The organism is Ochrobactrum sp. 19YEA23 (assembly GCF_029909865.1).
Classification (GTDB): domain Bacteria; phylum Pseudomonadota; class Alphaproteobacteria; order Rhizobiales; family Rhizobiaceae; genus Brucella; species Brucella gambitense.
Genome location: NZ_JASAMQ010000004.1, coordinates 306,044 through 331,779 on the forward strand (window position 1 = coordinate 306,044; position 25,736 = coordinate 331,779).

Below are 25,736 nucleotides of genomic sequence, written 5' to 3' on the forward strand. Positions count from 1 at the left end.
ATGGAGATCGCTGACAAGCTGCAAGGCGTTGCCATCGCAGGCCGTCCGGGCCGATATGACATGCAGATCGAGCATCGCCGCATTGCCGCGATCACGCCGTCGCAGGTAACCGGCGGCGGTTGTGTGACGCCGCTTTTGGCCGATGTGCATGTGCATCTCGACAAGACCTTCACGATCCAGCGCATCGCGCAGAACGGCGACACCAAGGTCGAATGCCTGTTCGACGCCATCGACCTGATGAATACCGACCGCCAGAACTGGCATGCCGATGATATCCGTGCCCGCGCCACACGCGGCCTTGAGGCGGCTTTCGCGCAGGGCGTCGGCGCTATTCGCAGCCATGTCGACTGGACCAGCCCGGAAGTTCCGACCGCATGGCCGGTTCTCAACGAACTGCGTCAGGAGTGGAAAGACCGCATTGATCTTCAGCTCGCGGCCCTCGTTCACGGCGATCTGGTGCTGGAAGCCGGGCGCGATATCGCGGCCCGGGTGAAAGCCGATGGCGGCGTGCTTGGCGCGTTCTTCTATCGCAATGCCGATCTTGCCGCCAAGATCGAGGAAATGTTTCTTCTCGCTGTCGAAAACGATCTCGATCTCGACTTTCACGTCGATGAAGGTCTGGATGTCGAAGCCAACGGCTTTTCGCTGATCGTGGACGCTGCCCGTCGCCATCGCATGGCGGGCCGCGTGCTGTGTGGCCATGCCTGCTCGCTTTCGCTGCGAACGGCGGAAGAACTCACGCGTATTCTCGATGCCGCCGCGCAAGCGGGCGTCGCGCTCGTCTCGCTGCCCACCACCAATCTCTATCTGCAAGACCGGATCGGCGGAAAATCGCCACGCCTCCGTGGCGTGGCTCCGCTGAAAGAAGCACGCCTTTCCGGTGTTGAAGCCATGCTCGGCTCCGACAATGTGCGCGATGCCTTCTATCCCTATGGCGACTATGATCCGCTTGCGATCCTGCGCCTTGCAGCACCGGTCTGCCATCTGGAGCCGGAAGAATGGCTCGACAGCATCACCACCCTGCCCGCACGCCTGATCAGGAGCGAGCGCGTGCAGGCGCTGTCAGCAGGTGGTGCCGCCAATTTCATCTGGCACGACGCCGAAGACCTCAACGATCTCATCAGCCGTCCCCAAGCCCTCCGCCGTGTCTGGCGCGACGGCATTGTTTCGGACCATGTTTACGGGAGAAACCCATGAATTCTGTCGCCCCGCAGCGCATCTATGACTGGGCCGCATTCCGCGCCGAAATCGACGGCATCCGCATCTATGACGACCCCAAGCAGGTCGAGCTGCGCTCCCGCGATTACTTCTGGTACAGCCCGATCCTGACCGAAGATATCGGCCACTATGTCGGCGACCTCGTCGTCATTCCGAAGGATCAGGAAGAAGTGCGCCGCGTAGCGGCGGCAGCTGCGAAACTGCGCATTCCGATCACGGTTCGCGGCGGGGGCACCGGCAATTATGGCCAGTGCGTGCCCCTTGAAGGCGGTGTCATTCTCGACATGACCAAGATCGACCGCATCATCGCCATTGAGCCGGGCAAGGTGCGCGTTGAAGGCGGCGCACGCATTTCGCGTCTTGACGATGCCGTGCGCGAAACCGGACAGGAACTGCTGATGTATCCGTCCACCCGCCGCATCGCCACCATTGGCGGCTTCTTCTCAGGCGGTTCGGGCGGTATCGGCTCCCTGCGTCACGGCATGTTGCGCGATGACGGCAATGTCTATTCGGTCAAGGTTCTGACCGTCGAGCCGGAGCCGAAAATTATCGAACTGACGGGCCGCGATATCCACAAGGTCCAGCACGCATATGGCACCAATGGCATCATTCTGGAGCTGGAAATCGGGCTGACCAAGGCGACCGACTGGATCCATACCGCAGCGCTTTTCGACAGCTATGAAGCGACGCTGAACTTCTGCCTCAAGGCGCTGGAAGAAAATCTGGATTGCTATCTTCTGACCACTGTGGATCGTCGCTTTGCGCGCTTCTACACCAAGTTCGGCGATCTGTTCCCATCCGACAAGGATGCCGTTTTCGCCATGATCGCGCCGGAAGAGCGCCAGCGTTTTGCAGAGCTTGCGACCGAGTTCAACGGTCAGGTGTCGTTTTCCATGACGCTGGACGAATTGCACAAGGCTGGCCTGCAGCCTGCCTATGAATGCGGCTGGAACCACACCACGCTTCAGGCGCTGAAGGCGGAACCAGGCTGGACCTATCTTCAGGTTGCCTATCCGCGCCCCTTCGACCCGGCATTGGTGAACCGCCAGATCGAGCGCTATGGCGACACGCAATATATGCACCATGAAATGGCGCGCCTTGAAGGCGAAGTGCAGATTTTCGGCTTGCCGCTGGTGCGCTTCGAAACCCGCGACGCGATGTACAGCCTCATCGGCGAGCTTGAACAGGTCGACGGTTGCGACATCTACGATCCCCATGCCTATACCATCGAGGATGGCGGTATGAAGGAGATCGACAGCGTGCAGATCGAATTCAAGAAACTGGCCGATCCTTACGGTCTGCTCAATCCCGGTAAAACGCGCGGCTGGACCGCCGATATGGCACTTTCGAACTGATAACAGGGGAACGACAACAATGAAAAAAGCACTCTTTGCGGCAGTCGCCGCTTTCTCGCTCGGCCTATCCGCGCAGATGGCCTTCGCGCTGGACAAGGTGACGCTCGGCACCAACTGGCTGGCACAGGCCGGTCACGGCGGTTTCTATCAGGCGCTCGCCGATGGCACCTATGAAAAATACGGCCTCGACGTGAAGATCGAAATGGGCGGGCCGCAGGTCAACAACCGTCCGATGCTGGCCGCAGGCCGCCTCGATTTCCTGCTCACCGGCAACTTGCTTCTGTCCTTCAACAATGTCGCCAATGGCGTTCCGACCACGGTTGTGGCAGCCTTCTACCAGAAGGACCCGCAGGCTCTGATGGCGCATGACGGCGAATACAAGGACTTCAAGGATCTGGTGAACGCACCGACGATCCTGATTTCCAAGGACGGCCAGTTCTCGTTCTGGCCCTGGCTGGTGAAGGAATTCGGCTTCAAGGACGAACAGCTTCGCCCTTATGGCTATAGCCTCGCCCAGTTCCTCGGCGACAAGAAGACCGTGCAGCAGGCCTATGCGACCGCCGAACCGCTTTATGCGGCCAAGGAAGGCGCAAAGGTCAAGACGTTCCTGCTCGCTGATGAGGGCTACAACACCTATGCAAACACCATCGAAACGCGTCAGGAGCTGGTCGACAAGAACCCCGACCTCGTGCAGCGTTTCGTGACGGCTTCCATCGAAGGCTGGGTCAACTTCATGTATGGCGACCACAGCAAGGCCTATGAGATGATCCTCAAAGACAATGCGGATATGAGCAAGGAAACGCTCGACGCCGAACTGGCTAATCTCAAGGAACTTCAGCTGATCGACAGCGGCGACGCTCTCACCAAGGGCATTGGCGCCATCGACATGAACCGCGTCAAGGCGTTCTACGAGCTGGCGCGCAAGTCCGGCATCGTCAGCGGCGAAGAACTCGACATGAGCAAGGTTGCAACCGACGCCTTCGTCAACAAGGGCGCAGGCCTCGACATCAAGAAGCAGCTGGGCCAGTAAGGCTTCCCACGAAACGGAAAGCCGCCCGCATTTCTGAAATGCCCGGCGGCTTCCCTCCGACCACGGTTACAAATATGACGATCGACGACGAGAATGACGACATTGAGCCCACCGGACGGGACAAGGTTCTCGACCGCCGGCGGCGCATTCTCGGCGCGATCCGCACCGCTGCGATCGATGAATTTGCCGAAAAAGGTTTGGTTGGCGCATCCACGCAAGGCATTGCGCAACGCGCCGGCCTGACCAAGCCGCAGCTGCATTATTATATTTCCAGCAAGGAAGAACTCTACGAGGACATTATCGTCTTCATCCTCGATGAGTGGGAAGATATCTTCCTTGATGCCAGCGCGGAAGACGATCCGGCCAAGGTGATCCGCCAATATATTCGGGCGAAACTCGACTACAGCCAGAAGAACCCGAAAGCGTCGCGGCTTTTCACCACCGAAATAGCCAATGGTGCGCCCTATCTCAGCCGCCACTGGAACAAGCATGTCACCGCCACCCATCGCGCGGTCAAGCTGATCCAGTCATGGGTGGATACCGGCCGCATCAAGCCGGTCGACCCGCTGCTGTTCCAGATGCATATCTGGGCGGTGACACAGCATTATGCTGACTTTGAAACGCAAGTGCGCAGCATGATGGAAGTCGGCAAGGACGACCCGCTGGATTTCGAGCGCATCGAAAAAGAAGTCTCGACGCTGTTTCTGCGTGCCTGTGGCTTGGCCGACTGAAGCCTGCCGCGTCTATACTTGAATAGCAAAGCGCCGCCTGTTTTCAGGCGGCGCTTTTTGTTGTTATGCAGTCGCCAGATTGCCCAGCGCGTTTTCCGCCTTTGCCCGTTCTTCAGGCGTCAGTTCGAGGCGCTCTAGCTGCTCATCGAGAAGGATCGGCAGTGTGCCATCCGGATGCGCAGCGACAACGCCGAATGTCTCGTCGCTCTTTTCGTCATAGTGGAAAAAAGGCGCTTCCTTCTTGCCGAAAACGGTCACGATATGCGGCGGCTTTTTCGCGCCGGTCAGCGGGCTGTAACCGATGCGCGACTTGCCCATGCTGTCCTTGCGCGAAAGAATTTTCGCCCAGTAGAGCTGCAATTCCGCTTCGCTTTTCGCGGAGCCGACCGTCTTCGAAATATTGAGAAAACGCTTGATGAACAGGATCGAGCAGCCGAGCATGATGCCAAGCAGGACGACGCCCACCGTCAGGCGGTTCCAGAACTCATCGAGAGCCAGCGACAGCGTGACGTTTTCAGGATGCGACTTCTGCATCACGACATCGGTTTCATAATCGCCGCTTGAAAAGCTGACGAAAGAGAAATCGACGGATTTGATCAGGCGTTCGCCTTCATATTCATAGGAGATGTTGGCCTTGCAGTCGGTGATCATCTTCTTGGTCCGGCAATTGCCGTCGAAAATGGTCGCGTCTTCGATCACCACCGGATCTTGCTTGATCTGGTAATCCGCATAAAGGCCCGGGCCCCAGGCCCATACCACGACGAATGAAATAACAGGGAAAATAAGCGCCAGAAAAAGCATGCGCCAGCGATCGGCGAAGCCAGCTTTTCCTACCTTTATTTTGCGCGCGGGGAGAATTCCGGATAAATCCGGAAGAGAATAGGTTGTAGCCATGTTGCTAATAATTTCTGGATATTTTCTGGTTGGGAGGAGCCCGAACCTAACGCAACGTTAGCAATGACTTAAATAGCTTTTCTCGACTACCCAGTAACGTAAAGTTACACTTTTGAAACGAGTTGAACACTGTTTCCCGTTAAATCAGCGCAATCCTTCCAGTTCGGCAATGCGTGCAGCGCTGTCCTTTTCCAGCATCCGCGTCATTTCGCGAATGAGGGTTTCGGCCAGCACGAACAGGGATGCTGACGAATCCCATGCGGAGGGCACAGCCGTGCGACCAGCCAGCACGTGGCGCGCAACACGGGCAATCGGCGACAGCCACTGGTCAGTCACGAGAATGACCTCCACGCCTCGCGCCCGCGCCTTTTCAGCAAGCTTCAATAGACTGTCCTGATAACGGCGAATGTCGAAAACGACCAGCACATCGCGCTTGCCCATATCGAGCAAACGGTCGCGCCAGATACTTTCCTGACCGCCAAGATGGAACACATGCGGACGGATGATCGTCATATGCGCCGTCATATATTGCGCGATCGGGTCGGTGAAGCGACCGCCGATCAGATAAATATTGCCCTTGGCGTTCGAAAGCGCTGCCACCGCTTGCCGCAACTGCTTGGCGCCAAGGTGACGGAACGTCTCGCGGATATTTTCCTGCGTGTGTTCTACCGCCGGATAGGCCGTATCCGGGCTTTTGTCCGAGTTTTCGTTGCGGTGGTGCGGCGACTGCAATTGCGCTGCAAGTTCGTTTTGCAGATGCGCCTGAAACTCGGGATAGTTCTGGAAACCGAGCCGGTTCACAAAACGCAGAATCGTCGGTGAGCTGACCCCCGCCTGCGCGGAAAATTCGGCCACCGTCTTTAACCCCAGCATCGGATAATTGGCGATCAATGTCTGGGCTGCGGCCCGCTCTCCGGCGGGCATCGTATCGATCCGTTCATTGATGCGTTCTGCGACGCTGGCGCTTTCCGACAAGGCATTTTCCATTCGACGTTTCGACCCGACAACACTTGTGAATTGCGAGCCAAATTATATTTGACAAATTATCATACGACGTATCAAATAATCCGCAATAGCGCAGAAATCCAAAAAACGTAACATAAGTTACAGCGCAGGGAACAGACAGATGGCGGACGAGCGAGAGGAACGCCCGGCTTCGCATGAGCCGGTTTTTGTCGTCAACGAAACAGGGCAAAGCCCCTGGCTTTTCGTTTGCGAACACGCTTCCAATCATGTGCCGGAACGTTTCGACGGTTTGGGTCTGGGCGAGGATGCCCTCAGCGCTCATATCGCCTGGGACCCCGGTGCGGTTGAGGTTGCGCGGCATCTGAGCGCGGCACTTGATGCGCCGCTTGTCGAGTCGCGCCTGTCGCGCCTTTTGATCGATTGCAATCGGCCGCTGGACGCGCCGGACCTCATTCCGGAGGTCAGCGAGATGACGGTCATTCCGGGCAACCACGAGCTGAACTCGCTTGAACGCACGGCGCGAATCGACATGTCGCACCGTCCGTTTCATGCGCGCATTGAACAGCTGATTGCGGCGCGTGCTGCACGCGGTCTTCCATCATGGATCGTCACGATCCATTCGTTTACGCCGGTCTATCGCGATGTGGCCCGCCCCTGGCAGATCGGCATTATTCACGACGCGGATGAACGTGTGTCCGCGCCATTGATTGCGGCGTTGAAGCAGGATTCCGCGCTCAATGTGGGCGTTAATGAGCCTTACGCGCCCTCTGACCGCGTCTATTACACGCTGGAACGCCATGCGCGCCCGCGCAATGCGCCCTGCGCCATGATCGAAATCCGCAATAACGAAATCGCTGATGCAAAGGCGCAGACAGCATGGGCTTCACGGCTTGCGGAAATCTTCCGCAAGCTGAAAGCCTGATCAGGTTTTATGACAAGAGAAGAAGACTGAAAGTACCATCCGTATGAGTGAGTAGAGAGCAGAGATCAAAGGGGAACAACCATGAGCTCAGATTACTCCGATAAAGATAAAAGCGAGGACATCAAAGTCCTGCATGGCATGGGTTACGCTCAGGAACTGCAACGTTCCATGAGCCGATTTTCGAACTTCGCAATTTCATTTTCCATCATCTGTATCCTGTCTGGCGGTATCAACTCCTTCGCACAGGCCATTTCTTCCGTCGGCGGCGCCGGCGCAGGTATTGGCTGGATTGTCGGCTGTCTGATATCCGGCATGTTCGCCCTGTCGATGGCGCAGATCGCTTCGGCCTTCCCGACCGCTGGCGGCCTCTATCACTGGGCATCTATTCTCGGTAACCGTTTCACCGGCTGGCTGACCGCATGGCTCAACCTGCTCGGGCTGATCACCGTTCTGGGCGCGATCAATATCGGCACCGCCTTTTTCTTTCAGGGGACGTTCGGCCACCTTATCGGTATGGACACCTCGGCCGGGCACATCGTGCTCTTCGTCACGATCATCACCATCGGCCAGGCCCTGTTCAACCATCTCGGTATCAAGGTCACGACATTCCTGACCGACATTTCGGGCTATATCATCTTCGTCACCACCGCCGTTCTGGTTGTCGGCTGTCTGGTCTATGCGCCAGCGCTGGATTTCTCGCGGTTGTGGACCTTCACCAACTATTCCGGTGCGGCAGGCGGCGAAGTCTTCCCGCAGAGCGACAATATGGGCTATCTGTTCCTGCTCTGCCTGTTGCTGCCGGTCTACACGATCACCGGTTACGACGCCTCGGCGCATACATCCGAGGAAACCATTAAGGCGGCACATACGGTTCCGCGCGGCATCGTTTCAGCGGTACTCTGGGCTTCGCTGGTCGGCTGGATCATGATCTGCGCTATCACGCTGGCGATCCCGGACATGAATGCAGCGGCTGCACAAGGCTGGGGCATGTTCTTCGGCACCATGGACGCCATCCTGCCCGGACCGCTGAAGAATGCGATCTATTTCGCCATCGTCATCACGCAGCTTCTCTGCGGTCTGGCGACGGTTACGTCCGCATCACGCATGTTGTTCGCCTTCTCTCGCGATGACGGCATGCCGATCGGCTCCAAGACGCTCGCCAGCGTTTCGCCGAAATACCGCACGCCGGTCGCCGCGATCTGGACCGCTGCCTTCCTCGAAATCATCTATGTTTTCGCGGCGCAGTTCGTCTCCATCGGCGGCACCAATCTCTACACCATCGTCGTCAACTCGACGCTCGTCTTCCTGTTCCTGTCCTTCACCATTCCGCTCGTGCTGGCAATCTTCGCCTATGGCACGCCGAAATGGCCTCACCCGGGACCGTGGGCGATGTCGGGCGGCCTCTACAAGCTGGTGACATTCCTGTCGGTCGTCGGCATGGCAGTGATCTTCTACATCGCCGTGCAACCGCCAAACGACAAGGTGCTTTGGATCGTCGTCGGCTTCGTCCTGCTTGCCGGTGTTCTCTGGGTAACCGTCGAGAACAAGCGCTTCCAGGGCCCGCCGGTCGGCGACCGGATCGCCAAGCGTGCTGCTGAAATCGCAGCCGCAGAACGGGCCGTCGGCGAAACTGCCCACTAACCAGCAACTCTGGCCGGTTTGCCCGGCCAGAGCTTCCCATCGGAAATTTTTTGGAGAGCACAAGAATGGCTGGATCCCTATCGTTTGAAGAACTCAAGAAAGCCGTTTCCGCCGGAGATATCGATACGGTTCTCGCCTGCATCGTTGATATGCAGGGGCGCCTGATCGGCAAGCGCTTCTATGCGCCGTTCTTCGTGGAATCCGCCTATGACGAAACCCATGGCTGCAACTATCTCCTTGCCGACGATATCGACATGGAGCCGGTGCCGGGCTACGAGGCCGCTAGCTGGGACAAGGGTTACGGCGACTTCGTCATGAAGCCCGACCTTGCCACCATCCGGCTTGCGCCATGGCTGGAAAAGACCGCAATCATCCTTTGCGACGTGCAGGATCACCACCATCACGATCTGGCCCATTCGCCACGCGCTATTTTAAAAAAGCAGCTCGCCCGCCTGCATGAGCGCGGCTATCGCGCCTATTTCGCATCCGAGCTGGAATTCTATATTTTCGACGAGAGCTACAAGACGGCGCGCAACAAGCACTGGCAGGCCATGGAAACAGCCTCGCCCTATGTGCAGGACTATGTAATCCACCTCACCACCAAGGAAGAGCCGGTTCTGCGCGCCATGCGCAATCAGCTGGCTGCGGCAGGCATTCCCGTCGAGAATTCGAAGGGCGAATGGGGGCCAGGTCAGGAAGAGCTGAATGTCCGCTATGCCGAAGCGCTGGAAATGGCCGACCGGCATGTGATCATGAAAACCGCGATGAAGGACATTGCCGAACAGCACGGCAAGTGCATCACCTTCATGGCGAAATATGATTACAGCAAGGCTGGCAGTTCCAGCCATGTGCACAATTCGATCTGGAGCGCCGACGGCAAGGAATCGCTGTTTTTCGACCCGAAGGCGCCACATACGATGACGCCGCTGATGCGGTCATGGGTGGCGGGCCAGCTGAAATATGCGACCGACTACACCTATTTTCTCGCGCCTTACATCAATTCCTACAAGCGCTTTCAGGCAGGCACCTTTGCGCCGACCAAGATCACATGGAGCGAAGACAACCGCACGGCGGGCTTCCGTCTCTGCGGCGAAGGCACCAAGGCGATCCGCATTGAATGCCGTATCGGCGGGGCCGACCTCAATCCTTATCTCGCCTTCGCAGCGCTGATTGCCGCCGGGCTTCAGGGCGTTGACGAGAAGCTGGAACTGGAAGAACCTTTCGTGGGCGATGCCTATGGCGCGGTGAAACTGAAGGAAATTCCCTACACGCTGCGTGAAGCCGCCCTTGCTCTCAAGAACTCGTCTTTCCTCAAAGAGGCGCTCGGTGAGGAAGTGGTCAGCCATTATGTCCACACTGCCCATTGGGAGCAGATCGAATATGACCGCCGCGTCACCGATTGGGAACTGCATCGTGGTTTCGAGCGCTACTGACCGGCACCGGATATCTAGAGCGGTTCCTGTTTTAACAGAATCGTCGGAACCGCTCTATCCATTTGTTTTCACGCATTATCCGACGCATCGAAGCGGGATAAGAAATCAGTCCAGCGAATTGATTTCCCCGCGTAGACGCTTCGCACTTTTGCTGGAAATGCTCTAGAATACCATATGAAGGACATGCCCGATGAGCGGCACCGCCAAGATTATCTCGCCTATCGACGGTTCGGTTTATGCCGAGCGCCCATTTTTGAGCGAAACCGCCATCCAGTCCACGGTTGCTGCCGCGCGCGCGGCGCAACTTGCCTGGGCCGAACTGAGCATAACGGAGCGGGCACGCTATTGCCGTGCTGCGCTTGCAGCGCTTGCCGCGATGCAGGATGAAATCGTGCCGGAGATTGCCTGGCAAATGGGGCGTCCAACCCGTTACGGCGGCGAAAATGGCGGCGTTCAGGAACGCGGCCAGTACATGATCGACATTGCCGGGGAAGCGCTGGAACCTTATCTCCCAGCGCCGAAAGACGGCTTCCGCCGCTATGTCAAACATGTGCCGCTTGGCGTCGTGCTGGTGATTGCACCGTGGAACTATCCGTATCTCACCGCCGTCAACACCATCATTCCGGCCCTGATGGCAGGCAACAGCGTTATCCTCAAACATGCAACGCAGACGCTTCTGGCTGGCGAGCGCTTCGCACAGGCGTTTGAGAAGGCCGGGCTGCCCAAGGGTGTCTTCCAGAATGTCGTTCTGGATCATGCATCCACCGAAAAACTGCTGGGTTCGGGCACGGTCGACCATGTGAATTTCACCGGATCGGTCGGCGGCGGACGCGCCATTGAAAAGGCAGCCGCAGGCACCTTCATGACGATGGGACTGGAACTTGGCGGCAAGGACCCGGCCTATGTCCTGCCGGACGTCAATCTGGACCACGCCGTGGCCAATCTGGTCGACGGCGCTTACTTCAATTCTGGCCAATGTTGCTGCGGCATCGAACGCATCTATGTGCACGAAGATGTCTATGATCGCTTTGTCGACGGCTTCATTGATCTGACACGCCAATATGTCGTCGGCAATCCGCTCGATGCTGGCACGACGCTTGGGCCGATGGCGCAGGCTCGTTTTGCCGATCTCATCCGCGAGCAGAAGGCCGAAGCGCTGCGCAAGGGCGCCAAGGCGCATGTGAACATGAAGGTTGAAAATGACGCCGCCGGTTCGCCCTATATCGCGCCGGAAGTGCTCACCCATGTCGACCACCAGATGAGCGTCATGCGGGAGGAAAGCTTCGGCCCCATTGTCGGCATCATGAAAGTGCGCGACGATCAGGAAGCGCTGGCCCTGATGAATGACAGCATTTACGGCCTCACCGCTTCACTTTGGACCACGGATACCGACCGCGCCGCGGCGTTGGGTGACCGCATTGAAACGGGCACGGTTTTCATGAACCGCTGCGATTATCTCGATCCCGGCCTTGTCTGGACGGGTGTCAAGGATACCGGCAAGGGCGCGTCCCTTTCGCCGATTGGCTACGGCAATCTGACCCGGCCGAAATCCTTCCACCTGCGTGAAAAAATCTGATCTGACCCCTGTTCTGCCCCACTTTGAAAGCTATCGATATGACGACACTGACCGCTAAATGGAACTTCCCGACCACCGTTCTTTTCGGACCCGGGCGCATCAAGGAACTGCCTGCCGTTTTGAAGGCGGCAGGCATTGCGCGTCCGCTTTTCGTCACCGATCCGGGTCTGGCAAAGCTTCCCGTGGTCGCTTCCACACTGGCCGTTCTGGATGCGGCAGGCGTTCAATATGGGGTGTTTTCCGATGTGAAACCGAACCCTGTTGAAAGCAATCTCTATGCAGGCGTCAAGGTTTTCCAGGATGGCAAGCATGACGGCGTCATCGCCTTTGGCGGCGGCTCGGCGCTCGACCTTGGCAAGCTGATCGCCTTTCAGGCGGGCCAGACGCGTCCGGTGTGGGATTTCGAAGATATTGGCGACTGGTGGACCCGCGCCGACAGCAATGCCATCGCGCCGGTGATCGCCGTTCCAACCACCGCCGGCACAGGCTCGGAAGTGGGCCGCGCAGGCGTGCTGACCAACGAAGCCACCCACACGAAGAAGGTGATTTTCCACCCGAAAATGCTGCCGGTTACCGTCATCGCCGATCCGGAACTTTCCACCGGCATGCCGCCTTTCATCACGGCAGGCACCGGTATGGATGCGCTGGCGCATTGCCTTGAAGCCTATTGCGCACCGGGCTTCCACCCGATGGCGGACGGCATCGCGGTTGAAGGCATCCGTCTTGTGTTCGAAAATCTGCCCAAGGCCTATGCCGACGGCAACAATATCGAGGCCCGCGCCAATATGATGGCCGCTGCGGCGATGGGCGCAACCGCCTTCCAAAAAGGGCTTGGCGCGATCCATTCGCTGTCGCACCCGATTGGCGCGCTGTACGACACCCATCACGGCATGACCAATGCCGTCTTCATGCCTTATGTGCTGCACCATAACCGCGCCGCGATCGAAAAGCGGATTGAGCGTCTTGCGGATTATCTGGGCATCAAGGGCGGTTTCGACGGTTTCGTCGCCGCCATCGTGAAGCTGCGCAAGGACCTCGGCGTGCCGAACACATTGCCGGAATTCATCAAGGGGCTGGAGATGGACGACGCCCGCAAGGATCTGATTGCCGAGATGGCCATTGTTGATCCGACTGCAGGCGGTAATCCGACCGAACTCACCAAAAAGGATGCACTTAAGCTTCTGGAGAATGGCCTCCTCGGCAACGGTTGAGGATAGCGATTATTTCCCACAAAACTGCGCAACGTTTTGCTTGCAACAAAAATATAGAAAGCTAATAGTTAGGCCGACAAAACAAGCATCGCACCGAAGCGGGGGGCGATGCATCTGGAGAGCGGGTTCTTGGGGAGGAGCCCGCTCTCCTTCATTCTATTACTAGTCATTGGATCGATAGGCAGCCCGACTGATGCCGTGACGCTGCATCTTGTCGTAAAAAGTCTTGCGCGGAATGCCGAGCGCCTTGATCGTTTCCTGCACATTGCCGCTATTAGCGGCAAGTGTTTCGCGGATCAGCGTTTCTTCATAACGCTCCAGACGCTTCGGCAAAGGCTCCTGATCATCCGCCACCGGGCGGTTCGTGCTATTGGTGGTCGCGACACCGAGCGCCACCCGGTCGGCAAAGTGTGCAAGTTCACGCACATTGCCGGGCCACACGTGCCCCATCAGATGACGATGCGTGGCCGCGTCGATCTCAGGCACATCGCGGTTGAAGCGCTTTGCCGCACGCGTCAGAAAATGTGCGAAGAGCAGTGGAATATCCTCGCGGCGTTCCCGTAACGGCGGTATCGAAAGCGTCACCACATTGAGCCGATAGTAAAGGTCCTCGCGAAAATCTCCGCGTTGCGCCGGATCGCCGAGATCGATCTTGGCAGCCGCCACCACGCGCAGATTGACCGGGCGGATTTCATTGGTGCCGAGCGGAGTGATCTCGCGCATTTCCAGCACGCGCAGCAGCTTCACCTGCGTTGCCGCGGGCATGCTTTCAATCTCGTCGAGAAACAGCGTGCCGCCGCTTGCATGTTCGATGCGTCCCAGCCGTTTTTTCTGCGCGCCGGTGAAAGCACCGGCCTCATGGCCGAACAATTCGCTTTCAATCACAGTTTCGGGCAGCGCACCACAATTGAGCGCAACGAAATTGCCTTTGCGACGGCGGCTCCAATTGTGCAGCAGCTGGGCCACGACCTCCTTGCCGCTGCCGGTTTCACCCGCCACCAGTACGTCAACGTCCGTATCCGCAATGTCGCGCAATGTCCGGCGCAAGTTTTCCATCGCAGGCGTCTGACCGATCAGCGGCAGATCACCTTCCGCATCCGTCGCTGCGGCACGCAGCGCACGGTTTTCGAGCACAAGCTGGCGCTTTTCACCGGCGCGCCGAATGCTGTGAACGAGACGGTCGGCCGCAAAGGGCTTGGCAATGAAATCATAGGCGCCGTCCTGAATGGCCTGAACCGCCATCGGAATGTCACCGTGGCCGGTAATCAATATCACTGGAAGATCTGCGTCGATGGTTTTGATCCGCGCAAAGAACTGCAGGCCATCGATCTGTGGCATCCGCACATCGGAAACGACGACACCCTCAAAATCCGCCGTGATATCCGCCAACGCGTCGATGGCATTGCCATAATCGGCGACCGCAAAACCGGCAAGCTCCAGCGTCTGTCGCGTGGCGCGGCGCAAAGCCTTGTCATCATCGACCAGAATAACGGGAAGAGAATTATCCATCATGCTTTTCTCAATTCGACGCGGAAGACCGTACCCTCGGCACTGCTTTCCGCAGATATGGTCCCGCCATAATCGGTGACGATTTCCTTGACGATCACCAGACCGAGACCAAGGCCCTTTTCCTTCGAGGTGTTGAAGGGCGAAAACAGGTTGTCGCGAATATGTTGCGGCATGCCCGGCCCGTTATCCGATACGGTGACCAGCACCGTCTCATCTTTTGCCGTAGCGCGCACTTCAATGCGCCCTTCATGGCCTCTGACTTCAACCGCCTCCAGCGCATTCTGGAACAGATTGATGAGAACCTGCTCCAGCCGAAGGGAATGTCCGACGACACGCAAATCGGGCGGCGGCAATTCAATATCCAGCTGATCCATACGACCGGAAAAGCGGCTGCGCAGCAGCACAAGCGCGCCCGATATGACCTGACTAAGCGGGGTTGGTTCAGAAGGCGAGCGCCCCTTGCGGGCAAGAGCCTTAAGGTCGCCGGTGATGGTGCCGATGCGGTCGGTCAGTGCGGCAATTTCATCGAGATTTTCCGTTGCGGCATCCAGCTGGCTTCGCGCGAGGAAGGTCTTCGCATTGTCCGCATAGGCCCTTATCGTCGCGACAGGCTGGTTGATTTCGTGCGCGACGCCCGCCGCCACCTGCCCCATGATGGCCAGACGGTTGGCGTGAACCAGATCCTGCTGCACCCCCTGCAACATGGATTCGGTGCGATGATGATCGCTGATCTCCGCTTCGAGCCGGTCTCGCGCCAGACTAAGGTCGCGTGTGCGTTCGTCAACGCGCTGCTCCAGCTCCAGTTGTGTGCGCCCGGCAGCGGCAATGCGCGCCACGACCTTCTGCCGCCTGCGCAGCAGCAGCCCGGCAATCGTCGCAATAGCAGTCAGGATGATGAAGGCAATCAAGCGTGCCTCACGCACCGCACCGGGAATCTGTGGTTTTGTCGGGGCCATGCTGTACATCTGCCAGGGCGTGGATGACACCGTGGAATGAATGGCCAGAAACTGCGTGCTGCGACCCTCGCCCGGCAGTTGCGCATTCATCAGCAGCACATCGCCCTCGCCCACGGGCGTCATGGATAGCGGCAAAGGTTGCAACGGTACATCGCCGAATTGCAGACTGTCGCGGATGGATTGGGATTGTTCCGGACCTATACGACCGATGGTCATAAAACGCCATGACGGCAGGCTGGTTATGAGCACGATATTGCGCTCGTCTGTCACGAAAGTGGGACGCCCCGCATTGCGCCAGTCCTGTTCCAGATCGTCAAATTCCAGTTTGACGACAATAACACCGAGCGGCCCATTGGGGCCATCAACACGCCGAGAGATGTAAAGGCCCGGGCGAAAACTCACATTACCGAGCGCAAAATATTCCTCACCGCCGTTGATCAGGGCTTGCTGGAAATAGGGCCGGAACTTGTAATCATTGCCGACGAAACTGACCGGTCCACGCCAGTTGCTGGCTGCAATCGCGATACCGTCCATCCCGACCAGATAAATCACCGCCGCCTGCGTGCCCTCCGCAAGCGTTTCCAGTTTCCGGTTCGCGGGAACGATGGTCGCAGCAGTATTATCCTGAAGCGCCGACGCCAGTTCCTGATCCTTCGACAGGACAAGCGACAAAGCGCGTTGCTTGTCGAGGACAGCCCGCAGCAGCGCGGTGTTGAGATTGGCGTCGATACGCGCCTGTTCGCTCAGGGCCACGACGGCGCGCTCATGCGCGGTATTGCCGACCAGCCAGAACGCAAGCGCGAAGAACATGGCGCATATAAGCGCAAACAAAGCCCAGGCCCGCCGATTGGAGGCTCGAAGATCTGCTTCGTCAATGATAGGCGGCACAAGCTTGTTCATCGAAAATATTGTGCGATATTTCGCACAAATAGAAAAGGGGAATGTGTAAAAGTTCGCACAGTATTGGGTAAGCTCAACACCACATTTCTAATAATATTTATATTATTCAATAGGATAATTGATACCGCACAAACTGGCACGGACATTGCAAATAGAACCTCCAACAGCGGTCGAGGCCGTTGAAATCCCAGACTGAAAGGCTCGGGAGGCTGGACAGTATCCAGACTGAGCCAAACGGAGGACACAATGATTGCAGTTCCGACTGGCACGGCGGACGAACCGCGCGGCCGTATCCCGCTTTATAAGCATCTCTATTTTCAGGTACTGGTCGCGATTGCCGCCGGTATCCTGCTCGGCCATTATTATCCCGAGCTTGGCACGCAGCTGAAGCCGCTGGGCGATGCCTTCATCAAGCTGGTGAAGATGATCATCGCCCCCGTCATTTTCCTGACGGTGGCAACCGGCATTGCCGGAATGACCGACATGAAGAAGGTAGGGCGCGTTGCCGGCAAGGCGATGATCTACTTCCTCACCTTCTCCACGCTCGCGCTGATTATCGGCCTCATCGTCGCCAATGTCGTGCAGCCGGGTGCTGGCATGCATATCGACCCGGCCTCTCTCGACCCCAAGGCTGTCGCGGATTACGCCACCAAGGCGCATGAGCAGAGCATTACCGGTTTCCTCAGCAACATCATCCCGACGACGATTGTCGGCGCGTTTGCCGAAGGCGACATCCTTCAGGTGCTGTTCTTCTCGGTCCTGTTCGGTATTTCCCTTGCGCTCGTGGGCGACCGCGGCAAGCCGGTCACCGACTTCCTGCATGTCCTCACTGCGCCGGTTTTCAAGCTGGTGTCGATCCTGATGAAAGCCGCACCCATCGGCGCTTTTGGCGCAATGGCTTTCACCATCGGCAAATATGGTATTGGCTCCATCGCCAATCTCGCCATGCTGATTGGCACGTTCTACCTGACCTCGCTGCTTTTCGTGCTGGTGGTTCTGGGTGCAGTGGCGCGTTATAACGGCTTCTCCATTCTGGCTCTGATCCGCTACATCAAGGAAGAACTGTTGCTGGTGCTCGGCACCTCCTCTTCGGAAGCTGCCCTGCCAGCCCTGATGAACAAGATGGAACGCGCCGGTTGCAAGCGCTCGGTCGTCGGCCTCGTCATTCCAACCGGCTATTCGTTCAATCTGGATGGCACCAACATCTATATGACGCTGGCCGCCCTCTTCATCGCGCAGGCCACAGACATTCCGCTGTCATTGAGCGACCAGATCCTGCTGCTTCTGGTGGCCATGCTCAGCTCCAAGGGCGCCGCAGGCATTACCGGCGCTGGCTTCATCACGCTGGCAGCCACCTTGTCCGTCGTTCCGGCAGTTCCGGTTGCGGGCATGGCGCTTATTCTTGGTATCGACCGTTTCATGTCGGAATGCCGCGCACTGACCAACCTCGTTGGCAATGCAGTCGCCACCATCGTCGTGGCACGCTGGGAAAACGAGCTGGATCAGGACAAGCTTGCAGCCGCTTTGGCTGGTGCGCCGGTCATCACCGATGCGGTGCCACAGCTGGAGCCTGCAGAGTAAACCTTATTCTTCCCCCAAGCAGAAACGGCCCGCTTCATGCGGGCCGTTTTTTAAATGCCGCCGCCTTCGCCAAGAGAGCTGAAATGCTCAATCATGCGATCGATCTTCGGCGTCAATCCCGTGAACAATTCAAACGCACCAACCGCCTGAAAGACGGCCATACCGCCGCCATTGACGACACCGCATCCGCGCTTTGCCGCTTCGAGAAGAAGCTGGGTCTGAAGCGGGAAATAAACGATATCCGCCACCCAGTGCCGAGGCATCAGAAGGCTCGTATCCAGCGGTACGCCTGGATGCTTGGCCATTCCGGTCGGCGTGGCATGAGCCAATCCGTCGGCAGTCTCCAGAGCGGCAGCAATATCCTTGCCCGATTCAAACCGGCAGGCATCGTGCCTTGGTGCAAGTTGCGCAATCAGGGTTTCGGTTCGGGCAGCATCCAGATCGAAAACCTGAACGGTTCGCGCGCCCATCGTCGCCAGTGCATGCGCAACGGCCACCCCCGCCCCACCTGCGCCGATCAGCACAACATTGTCGACTTGGGCGTCAGGCAAAGCGCGGCGGAAGCCTTGCGCAAAGCCCCACCAGTCGGTGTTGTAGCCCGTCCTGCGGCCATTTTTGAATGTTACCGTATTGATCGAACCAAGTGCCGCCGCATCAGGCGATAATTCATCGACGAACTGAATCGCTGCCTGTTTGCAGGGATAGGTGATGTTTAACCCGGCAAAGCCGTCTTTCTCCGCCTGATCCACGAGTTGAGGCAGCGCTTCCACGCCTACGCCCAGCACCGACAGATCGAGCCGATCATAGCGGTAATCGATACCGTTCAAACGTCCTTCGTGCATATGCATGGCTGGAGTGCGAGAGGCGCCAATGCCGCTGCCAATCAAGCCCACGCGAACCGACCGCGTCACTGTTTCCGTCACGGAATTTAAACTCCACCCCTATCGTCCCACCATTATCGCAAGGCAGGTTTCTTTATGGAGAAAATGTACGAACTAGTTAGTCAGGTCAATCTGGCATGACGACTATTTTTGCACAGCGCGCGACATTGACCGCATTTTGGGCCTCACGATTTCAGATAGGCCAGGATCATATCCGCGATCAGCTTGCGATGCCGTGTCCGGTACTCATCGGCCATCAAATCCCGATCGAAAAGCGCGCCGAATGTATGCCGGTTGGCAACCCGGAAGAAACAGGCGGCGCTGATCATCTGATGCAGGTCCACCGGATCGACTTTGCGCGTGAAAACACCGCTTGCTTCACCGCGCGCCAGAATTCCCGCAATGATCCCGATCACCCCGGAATTGGTGCGCTGGAAAACACTGGAATTCTTCAGATGCTCGGCGCGATGGATATTCTCGATGCTGACCAGCTGAACGAAATCGGGATTGGCGTCGTCGTGATCGAACGTGGCTTCGATCAATCGGCGCATTGCCTCTTCAGGCTCGAAATCCTGAAGCTGAAGGCGGTTTTCCAGCGCCCTGATCTTGGCATAAGCCCGCTCCAGAACGGCCAGATAGAGGCCTTCCTTGCTGTCGAAATAGTAATAGAGCATCCGCTTGGACGTCTTGGTCTTTTCGGCAATCGTATCGACACGCGCACCCGAAAATCCCGAATGAACGAATTCCTCGGTCGCGACTTCGAGGATGTTTTCCTTTGTGCTGTCGGGATCGTTTTTCCGTCCCGCGCGGGCCTGTGCAAGCTCCACTGCGCTGTCCATCATAATCGTTAGGCTGTTTTAGAAATGTACGAACTGGTCTGTTATATAGGCGTATAGCGCCGCGAGGGGCAAGCGTGAGCAGCCGGACAGCATGCAATTAAGGCAAAACCGACGGCTTGATCTTTTGTACAGCAGCCAATTTGCGGCGCGTTGCCAAGCAGCAATATTGTTTCGTATAGACTTATTTGCGTAGATATAATGCAAAGCGCGATCAGCTTTCCATTGCGCCTTATTGCATGCCCGGTATAGGAAAGGCTGAATTGAACGTTTGCGCGCTTCATTCGCGACATGCAAGGCCACCCCTTTTCAGGCCGTCTTGCCCAACCCCCATCGTTGAAGCTGCGCCTTCGGAGGAGTGAATATATGCAATATTGCGGCAAGGCGTCTCGTCGGCTTCCCCAGGAGAGAAGACGATGAACGCCCAAGTGAAGCTCGCCCAATCCAGCGAACCCGGCACAACAGCCATCGAGCTGAAGAATGTGCAGATTTCGTTCAAGCTGGCCGATGGCGGTCGGTTTGATGCGGTTGCCGAAAGCAATCTCAAGGTCGCGGAAAACGAATTCGTCGCCATTGTCGGCCCGACCGGATGCGGAAAATCCACCTTGCTGAACGCCGTGGCCGGTCTTTTGACGCCAGCGCAAGGCATCGTCGAGATCAATGGCCAGCGACTGCAAGGGCTCAATCGCAAGGCGGGTTATCTCTTCCAGCAAGATGCATTGATGCCCTGGAAAACGGTGCTCGACAATGTCGCCATCGGCCTCGAAATTGCAGGCACGGCAAAGGCCGAGGCTCGCAAACAGGCCAAGGAATGGCTTGCCCGCGTCGGGCTTTCGAGCTTCGGCGATCGCTATCCGCATATGCTTTCCGGCGGCCAGCGCAAGCGCGTCGGGTTGGCGCAGGTGCTGATCCGCAACCCGAAATATCTGCTGATGGATGAGCCCTTCGGCCCGTTGGATGCGCAAACCCGCGTCATCATGGGCGATTTGCTGCTTGATCTCTGGTCGCAGGACAAGAAGGCGGTCATGTTCGTCACGCACGATCTTGAGGAAGCCATCGCCCTTGCCGACCGCGTCGTCATCATGTCTGCCGGTCCGCGCGCCCGCATCATGGCGGAGTATCGCATTCCGCTCGAACGCCCCCGCGAAATCTCCGAAATTCGCCTCGACAACCAATTCCACGAAATTCACCGTGAAATCTGGGGTGCGCTGAAGGAGGAAGTCCTCAAAGGCTATCAGCAGACCAGCGGAGAACGCGCATGAAAAAGCCCGTGCTGTTTCTGGCGCAGCTCAGTGTCGCTGTCGCCATTGTCCTCGTGTGGCACGTCTTCACCGCCACACATCTTTTCGGCAACCCCGCCAAGGCGAAGTTCTTTTTTGCTGCGCCGGGCGATGTCGCCTTGCGCATCTATAAATGGTTCGCCGAAGGCACGATCTGGTATCACCTCGGCATCACACTCCTCGAAGCCATGCTCGCCTTTGCTATTGGCTCGATCGCCGGTGTTCTGATCGGCTTCTGGTTTGCGCGCAAGCCAATATTGGCGGCTGTTTTCGACCCCTATGTGAAGGCCGCAAACTCCCTGCCGCGTGTTGTTCTTGCACCGATTTTTGCCCTGTGGCTCGGCCTCGGCATCTGGTCCAAGGTTGCGCTTGGCGTTTCGCTGGTCTTCTTCATTGTCTTCTTCAATGTCTATCAGGGCGTGAAGGAAGTGAACCAGACCGTGCTTTCCAATGCCCGCATGCTCGGCATGAACGAGCGGCAATTGCTGCGAAATGTCTATCTGCCATCGGCCTTGTCGTGGATGTTCTCGAGCCTTCATACCGCCGTCGGCTTTGCCGTCGTTGGTGCAGTGGTGGGCGAGTATCTCGGCTCGTCCGCCGGACTTGGCTATCTCATTCATCAGGCCGAAGGTGTGTTCGACGTCACCGGCGTTTTTGCCGGAATGCTCGTGCTGACCGTCTTCGTTCTGATCATCGACTGGGGCGTTACCATCATCGAGGAACGCTTGCTTGTCTGGCGTCCGAAGGCGGCAACCCACAACGCATAAAGGCGCGTGAATTTATTCAGGAGGAAAATCATGAAGATTACTCGCAGAGACGCCCTACTGGGCGCTGCAGCTCTCGGACTGGCGGGCATTGCTTCCCGTCTGCCAGCCTATGCGCAGGATGCATCGGCAACGCCTGAAAAGCCCGAGCTGATGTTCGGCGTCGGCGGCAAGCCGCTGTTTTACTACCTGCCGCTGACAATTGCCGAACGTAAAGGCTTCTTTGAAGAACAGGGTCTGAAAGCAACCATCAACGATTTCGGCGGTGGCGCAAAGTCGCTGCAAGCCCTGATCGGCGGTTCGGTGGATGTTGTGACCGGCGCTTACGAGCACACGATCCGCATGCAGAACAAGGGCCACGACATCAAGGCCATCTGCGAGCTTGGCCGCTTCCCCGGCATCTGCATCGGCGTGCGCAAGGACCTCGCAGGCGAGATCAAGACCATCGCTGACCTGAAAGGCCAGAATGTCGGCGTGACGGCGCCGGGCTCCTCGACCTCGCTATTCCTGCAATATGCGCTGATGAAAAATGGCCTGTCGGAAGACGCGGCCTCCATCATCGGCGTTGGCGGCGGTGCGAGCGCGGTTGCAGCCATCAAGAAGGGCGAAATCGCCGCTCTGGTCCATCTCGACCCGGTGATCACCCGTCTTGAAGTCGATGGCGATATCACCTTGCTGATCGACACCCGCACCGAGGAAGGCACGCGACAGCTGTTTGGCGGCACCAATCCGGCCGCAACTGTCTATGTGCAGCAAAGCTTCATTGATGCAAACCCGATCACCACGCAGCGCGTCGTCAATGCTTTCGTCAAATCGCTGGACTGGATTCACAAGGCGTCCGCAGACGAAGTTGCCGATGCCGTGCCGGAGGAATATCTGCTCGGCGACCGTGATCTCTACAAAACCGGCTTTGAGAAATCCCGCGCCATGTATTCCGAAAAAGGTCTGATCGCGGAAGACGGTTTCAAGAGCCTCTATGAAATGCTGAAGGCGCTCGATCCGGAACTTGCCAACGCGGATATTTCATTCGCGCAGACATTCGACCCGCGCTTTGTGCAGGCCGCAAAAATCTAAAACAAAAGAAAGACCGGGATCGCTTCAGATCCCGGTCTTTTTCTTAATCCAGAACCTGTTGCGGTGAGCTGTTATACGCCGTCGTGGGACGGACGGGCGATGTGCCGTTTCAACAGCGCGGCTGCAAACTCGAAATCCCCGGCTTCAATGGCCTGAAGAATTTCCAGATGATCCGTGCAGGCCTGGTGAATGCGCGCGTCGCACAGACGATCAAACTCGCAGGATTCCGTCAACCGCCGCAAATGGTTCTGCCAGCGGATAGTCTGGGTGAGAAACCGGTTATTCGCCCATGACACCAGTGTTTCATGGAAATTCGCATTGACGTCAAACCAGTAGCCGTCCGGGAAATCGGATATCGAGCGTTCGAGTATCTCGATCTGCGTCTTTTTCAGTTCGTGAAGCTCCGACAGCACCGGGCTGTAATCGGCTTGCGTCAGCGCACCGCATTCAATGACCATCCGGAAAGAATCGCTTTCATGGACGGCATGTTCGTTATCGAGCGCTTCCGCAAAACGCCAGCCATAGCCGGGCAGACGCTCAGCCAGCCCTTCGGCGGCAAAGCGCATCAATGTGCGGCGAACCGTACCGCGCGTTACTTCGAACTGATCGGCAAGGGCGGCTTCGGAAATTTCGAGACCCACCGCACCGGAAGCGCGGGCGGTCATCAGCCTGTGATAGAGGTCTTCCAAATCAGACGGCGGCAAAATCTCGTTGGAAAGCTCGTCATGTTCGGGAAAGCGCTGCAGCAGATAACCACGGTTCGGCGCCTGCGCCACAATTCCCCGCTGCACCAGAAGATGCAGGACCTGTCGGACGGGCGAACGGGAAACGTGCAGCTCGCGTGCAATTGCAGCGTCGGAAATGCGGTCGCCGATCTGCCAGCGCTCCTTGGTGATCAGGGTCAGCATCTTATGGGCAACTTCGACCTGAAGATTGCTCAAACCGGTTTGCGCCACTGTTCCGTCGGCTTTGGGTGCTGTCACGATGATGTTCACGCGCGGTCGATCCTCCATGACAAATTTATAACAGGAAACGCACCGCGCGGGAGTTCCATTCACGCAGGGGCACGCCAATGTGATCAGTGCGTGAAGACCGGAAGAAACAGTGGTTTTCTGGAAGGATATCAAGCGTTTGATGATCGGGGAGCAGCTTCGCTCAACCCGACACGCGCGCCTCAAATCGCGGAAGCGAGGTTCACAATAAAAAACAGGCGACAGATCAGAGACCTGTCGCCTGCCTATAACAATGGACTGGAGGTCACATTATTATCAGTCCGTCTTTTCAAGCTTCGTCAGACGATCCGACACATTTCTGCGCACATGAACCTAGCCAAAGCTTGTTTGGATATCGGAGCATTACCCCGATATCCGGTCTTCATACCCGTTATTAGAACGAGCGCTGGAAGCGAACGATACCGCCCCAAGCGTCCTTCTCGGTGACGCGATCGCGCCATTCGCCACCGAACTTGGTGTACGAAATTTCCGGGGTGATGGTGAAGCCAGGAACGAGCGTGTAAGCAACGTTAGCCGTAGCTGCGGTCTTGCCCCAATCGTCGTGTGCAGCCTGAATGTTGAAGACAGCCTTGTCGGTTGCCTTGAACTTCGCGCCACCCCAGACAGCCCAATCGCCGCCCCACTGGCCGTAGTTCTGCAGCGGGGATTCTTCCGAAGCGTAACCGCCCTGTACCCAAACCGAGAAACGGTCGGTGATGTTCACGTCGCCGCGAACCTTTGCAGACCACTCTTCGATGACCGAGTCGTAAGCTGCAATACCAGCGATCGAGCCCCAGCCGCCTTCGTACTTCAGACCGCCGAGGATGTGCGGGGTGTAGCCGTCGATGACATAGCCCTTGCCGCCTTCTTCAACAGCCAGGATAGCCGAGAAACCGTTGCCACCCTTATAGGTGTACGAGATCTGACCGGTGGTGTAGGAGCCTGCTGCGATCACGTCATCGTTGATGACGCCGCCGAGGTAACCGGTGAAGGTGTGGAATGCGGATTCGTCGATACCGACGCGGAAGCCGCCGAGCTGGATGTAGCCGATACGGAAATCAACATCGCTGCTGGTCGTGCCGTATACGCCGTCTTCACGACCGTTGGCCGCACCGTAGTTGAAGCGGGTTTCGGTGTAGGTCTTCAGCGTGCCGAGTTCGGTTTCCGAAGCGGTGTGGGTGCGAAGCGTGAAGCGAGCGCCCTTGTCCCAGCCCTTACGGTCGAGACCGGTGTAGACGTCATCGCCGCCCTTTACGTCATAACGGACGTAGCCGCTGATGCGCAGGCAGGTTTCGGTGCCCGGAATGTAGAAGTAGCCAGCGCCGTAAGCATCGCAAACGCGGACATATTCAACTGCTTCAGGTTCCGGCGCAACGATTGCGTCGGCGGCCTGTGCACCGGAAGCTGCAACCAGGGCTGCAGCGGAGCCGAGGAGAAGGCTCTTGATGTTCATTTCTGACCTCCAGGATCAAGTTGATTGAAGTTTCGATTTTTTTACGAGTCGTTTTTTACGATTGCATAATACGATTTTCATTGATGGTTTCGTTAGTCAATGGCGTTTTTTCCTATTAAGATACAGACCGTTACTTCCGAGACGACCGTTGAAAATCTGCAACACTCTAATTTAGCCAAAGCTCATCGAGCCCCCGTTTTTACGGGAGTTTCAGACTTTCAATGCCCCGGCAGTCCGGAACGTTTTTTGGAGGATTTCTGCAATGTCTTCGCTCGGCAGCGCCGTTCAGAAGACAGGCCCGTTAGAGGCCATGCAGATGACGGAAACGGCTACATGCCGCGTGCAACTTTCACGCATGCGAGCAACATCATGCGCTGCATCTGCATCGCGCAAGACATTTTCTCACCAGCACCGATAGCCAAACCCGCCATATTTTTACCCCTCTTCAACACAGAACCCAAAGCTCGTTGTCCCCCAACGAACTGCGGAATGGCCGGATGCTTCGCCTACTTCTGTTACAATCAGATGACGAA

Annotated in this window: 21 protein-coding genes; 13 read left to right on the plus strand and 8 right to left on the minus strand. The window is 57.4% G+C overall.

All coding sequences use genetic code 11. From position 1 onward, the window contains the following. The 4 genes from QBD01_RS12950 (at window position 1) to QBD01_RS12965 (ending at window position 4,334) form a co-directional block, all read left to right on the plus strand. Entirely contained in the window at window positions 1-1,197 is a 1,197-nt protein-coding gene (locus tag QBD01_RS12950; RefSeq protein WP_280993139.1) for an amidohydrolase family protein, read from the plus strand. Next, on the plus strand, window positions 1,194-2,573 hold the full coding sequence (locus QBD01_RS12955) for an FAD-binding oxidoreductase (RefSeq protein WP_280993140.1): 1,380 nt from the start codon (window positions 1,194-1,196) through the stop codon (window positions 2,571-2,573). The genes QBD01_RS12950 and QBD01_RS12955 overlap by 4 nt, the downstream gene beginning before the upstream one ends. 19 nt (window positions 2,574-2,592) lie before the next feature. Further along, on the plus strand, window positions 2,593-3,603 hold the full coding sequence (locus tag QBD01_RS12960; protein ID WP_280993141.1) for an ABC transporter substrate-binding protein: 1,011 nt from the start codon (window positions 2,593-2,595) through the stop codon (window positions 3,601-3,603). Between the two features lie 74 nt (window positions 3,604-3,677). Continuing rightward, complete coding sequence (locus tag QBD01_RS12965) at window positions 3,678-4,334, plus strand: TetR family transcriptional regulator C-terminal domain-containing protein (protein ID WP_182519758.1); 657 nt, start codon at window positions 3,678-3,680, stop codon at window positions 4,332-4,334. A 63-nt stretch (window positions 4,335-4,397) separates the two neighbouring features. Here the strand turns inward: QBD01_RS12965 and QBD01_RS12970 are convergent, their stop codons facing one another. Continuing rightward, window positions 4,398-5,135 (minus strand): hypothetical protein, encoded by a 738-nt coding sequence (locus tag QBD01_RS12970; RefSeq protein ID WP_280993142.1) that lies wholly within the window; start codon window positions 5,133-5,135, stop codon window positions 4,398-4,400. A 237-nt stretch (window positions 5,136-5,372) separates the two neighbouring features. After that, the gene (locus QBD01_RS12975; protein ID WP_280993143.1) at window positions 5,373-6,215 is read right to left on the minus strand and encodes a MurR/RpiR family transcriptional regulator; all 843 of its coding nucleotides are present in this window, start codon (window positions 6,213-6,215) and stop codon (window positions 5,373-5,375) included. Between the two features lie 139 nt (window positions 6,216-6,354). Here QBD01_RS12975 and QBD01_RS12980 point away from each other — a divergent pair, with 139 nt between their 5' ends. From QBD01_RS12980 to QBD01_RS13000, 5 genes are all read left to right on the plus strand, one after another. Beyond that, window positions 6,355-7,116: an N-formylglutamate amidohydrolase gene (locus QBD01_RS12980; protein WP_280993144.1), complete on the plus strand. Its 762-nt coding sequence runs from the start codon at window positions 6,355-6,357 to the stop codon at window positions 7,114-7,116. An 81-nt stretch (window positions 7,117-7,197) separates the two neighbouring features. After that, complete coding sequence (locus tag QBD01_RS12985; RefSeq protein ID WP_280993145.1) at window positions 7,198-8,757, plus strand: amino acid permease; 1,560 nt, start codon at window positions 7,198-7,200, stop codon at window positions 8,755-8,757. A 65-nt stretch (window positions 8,758-8,822) separates the two neighbouring features. After that, window positions 8,823-10,190, plus strand: a complete 1,368-nt coding sequence (locus QBD01_RS12990) for a glutamine synthetase family protein (protein ID WP_280993146.1) — start codon at window positions 8,823-8,825, stop codon at window positions 10,188-10,190. A gap of 190 nt (window positions 10,191-10,380) precedes the next feature. Then, window positions 10,381-11,766 (plus strand): aldehyde dehydrogenase family protein, encoded by a 1,386-nt coding sequence (locus QBD01_RS12995; RefSeq protein ID WP_280993147.1) that lies wholly within the window; start codon window positions 10,381-10,383, stop codon window positions 11,764-11,766. A 38-nt stretch (window positions 11,767-11,804) separates the two neighbouring features. Next, the gene (locus QBD01_RS13000) at window positions 11,805-12,977 is read left to right on the plus strand and encodes an iron-containing alcohol dehydrogenase (RefSeq protein ID WP_280993148.1); all 1,173 of its coding nucleotides are present in this window, start codon (window positions 11,805-11,807) and stop codon (window positions 12,975-12,977) included. Between the two features lie 162 nt (window positions 12,978-13,139). Here QBD01_RS13000 and QBD01_RS13005 read toward each other — a convergent pair whose 3' ends face one another. Both QBD01_RS13005 and QBD01_RS13010 read right to left on the minus strand, forming a co-directional pair. Next, window positions 13,140-14,486, minus strand: a complete 1,347-nt coding sequence (locus tag QBD01_RS13005) for a sigma-54 dependent transcriptional regulator (RefSeq protein WP_280993296.1) — start codon at window positions 14,484-14,486, stop codon at window positions 13,140-13,142. Continuing rightward, a complete protein-coding gene (locus tag QBD01_RS13010) occupies window positions 14,486-16,342 on the minus strand; it encodes an ATP-binding protein (protein WP_280993149.1) in 1,857 nt (618 codons plus the stop codon). Before QBD01_RS13010 ends, QBD01_RS13005 begins: the two co-directional genes overlap by 1 nt. Before the next feature lie 246 nt (window positions 16,343-16,588). Between QBD01_RS13010 and QBD01_RS13015 the strand changes: the two genes are divergently transcribed. Further along, entirely contained in the window at window positions 16,589-17,923 is a 1,335-nt protein-coding gene (locus tag QBD01_RS13015; RefSeq protein ID WP_182520725.1) for a dicarboxylate/amino acid:cation symporter, read from the plus strand. A gap of 50 nt (window positions 17,924-17,973) precedes the next feature. On the opposite strand, the gene QBD01_RS13020 is transcribed toward QBD01_RS13015, so the two are convergent. Then, the gene (locus QBD01_RS13020; RefSeq protein ID WP_280993150.1) at window positions 17,974-18,846 is read right to left on the minus strand and encodes a shikimate dehydrogenase; all 873 of its coding nucleotides are present in this window, start codon (window positions 18,844-18,846) and stop codon (window positions 17,974-17,976) included. Between the two features lie 143 nt (window positions 18,847-18,989). Continuing rightward, entirely contained in the window at window positions 18,990-19,643 is a 654-nt protein-coding gene (locus QBD01_RS13025) for a TetR/AcrR family transcriptional regulator (RefSeq protein WP_280993297.1), read from the minus strand. A gap of 413 nt (window positions 19,644-20,056) precedes the next feature. Here QBD01_RS13025 and QBD01_RS13030 point away from each other — a divergent pair, with 413 nt between their 5' ends. From QBD01_RS13030 to QBD01_RS13040, 3 genes are read left to right on the plus strand one after another with little or no spacing between them, the layout of a single operon-like run. Continuing rightward, on the plus strand, window positions 20,057-20,902 hold the full coding sequence (locus QBD01_RS13030; protein WP_280993151.1) for an ABC transporter ATP-binding protein: 846 nt from the start codon (window positions 20,057-20,059) through the stop codon (window positions 20,900-20,902). Continuing rightward, the gene (locus tag QBD01_RS13035) at window positions 20,899-21,687 is read left to right on the plus strand and encodes an ABC transporter permease (protein WP_078336767.1); all 789 of its coding nucleotides are present in this window, start codon (window positions 20,899-20,901) and stop codon (window positions 21,685-21,687) included. Before QBD01_RS13030 ends, QBD01_RS13035 begins: the two co-directional genes overlap by 4 nt. Before the next feature lie 30 nt (window positions 21,688-21,717). Further along, window positions 21,718-22,758: an ABC transporter substrate-binding protein gene (locus QBD01_RS13040; protein ID WP_280993152.1), complete on the plus strand. Its 1,041-nt coding sequence runs from the start codon at window positions 21,718-21,720 to the stop codon at window positions 22,756-22,758. A gap of 71 nt (window positions 22,759-22,829) precedes the next feature. On the opposite strand, the gene QBD01_RS13045 is transcribed toward QBD01_RS13040, so the two are convergent. Continuing rightward, window positions 22,830-23,753, minus strand: a complete 924-nt coding sequence (locus QBD01_RS13045) for a GntR family transcriptional regulator (protein WP_280993153.1) — start codon at window positions 23,751-23,753, stop codon at window positions 22,830-22,832. A 391-nt stretch (window positions 23,754-24,144) separates the two neighbouring features. Continuing rightward, entirely contained in the window at window positions 24,145-25,203 is a 1,059-nt protein-coding gene (locus QBD01_RS13050; RefSeq protein WP_280993154.1) for a porin, read from the minus strand. Window positions 25,204-25,736: the final 533 nt, after the last annotated feature.

Bases quoted from the DNA above. Each gene is read 5' to 3' on its own strand.
- QBD01_RS12950 (WP_280993139.1), top strand. From the start codon at position 1: ATGGAGATCGCTGACAAGCTGCAAGGCGTTGCCATCGCAGGCCGTCCG.
- QBD01_RS12955 (WP_280993140.1), top strand. From the start codon at position 1,194: ATGAATTCTGTCGCCCCGCAGCGCATCTATGACTGGGCCGCATTCCGC.
- QBD01_RS12960 (WP_280993141.1), top strand. From the start codon at position 2,593: ATGAAAAAAGCACTCTTTGCGGCAGTCGCCGCTTTCTCGCTCGGCCTA.
- QBD01_RS12965 (WP_182519758.1), top strand. From the start codon at position 3,678: ATGACGATCGACGACGAGAATGACGACATTGAGCCCACCGGACGGGAC.
- QBD01_RS12970 (WP_280993142.1), bottom strand. From the start codon at position 5,135: ATGCTTTTTCTGGCGCTTATTTTCCCTGTTATTTCATTCGTCGTGGTA.
- QBD01_RS12975 (WP_280993143.1), bottom strand. From the start codon at position 6,215: ATGGAAAATGCCTTGTCGGAAAGCGCCAGCGTCGCAGAACGCATCAAT.
- QBD01_RS12980 (WP_280993144.1), top strand. From the start codon at position 6,355: ATGGCGGACGAGCGAGAGGAACGCCCGGCTTCGCATGAGCCGGTTTTT.
- QBD01_RS12985 (WP_280993145.1), top strand. From the start codon at position 7,198: ATGAGCTCAGATTACTCCGATAAAGATAAAAGCGAGGACATCAAAGTC.
- QBD01_RS12990 (WP_280993146.1), top strand. From the start codon at position 8,823: ATGGCTGGATCCCTATCGTTTGAAGAACTCAAGAAAGCCGTTTCCGCC.
- QBD01_RS12995 (WP_280993147.1), top strand. From the start codon at position 10,381: ATGAGCGGCACCGCCAAGATTATCTCGCCTATCGACGGTTCGGTTTAT.
- QBD01_RS13000 (WP_280993148.1), top strand. From the start codon at position 11,805: ATGACGACACTGACCGCTAAATGGAACTTCCCGACCACCGTTCTTTTC.
- QBD01_RS13005 (WP_280993296.1), bottom strand. From the start codon at position 14,486: ATGGATAATTCTCTTCCCGTTATTCTGGTCGATGATGACAAGGCTTTG.
- QBD01_RS13010 (WP_280993149.1), bottom strand. From the start codon at position 16,342: ATGAACAAGCTTGTGCCGCCTATCATTGACGAAGCAGATCTTCGAGCC.
- QBD01_RS13015 (WP_182520725.1), top strand. From the start codon at position 16,589: ATGATTGCAGTTCCGACTGGCACGGCGGACGAACCGCGCGGCCGTATC.
- QBD01_RS13025 (WP_280993297.1), bottom strand. From the start codon at position 19,643: ATGGACAGCGCAGTGGAGCTTGCACAGGCCCGCGCGGGACGGAAAAAC.
- QBD01_RS13030 (WP_280993151.1), top strand. From the start codon at position 20,057: ATGAACGCCCAAGTGAAGCTCGCCCAATCCAGCGAACCCGGCACAACA.
- QBD01_RS13035 (WP_078336767.1), top strand. From the start codon at position 20,899: ATGAAAAAGCCCGTGCTGTTTCTGGCGCAGCTCAGTGTCGCTGTCGCC.
- QBD01_RS13040 (WP_280993152.1), top strand. From the start codon at position 21,718: ATGAAGATTACTCGCAGAGACGCCCTACTGGGCGCTGCAGCTCTCGGA.
- QBD01_RS13050 (WP_280993154.1), bottom strand. From the start codon at position 25,203: ATGAACATCAAGAGCCTTCTCCTCGGCTCCGCTGCAGCCCTGGTTGCA.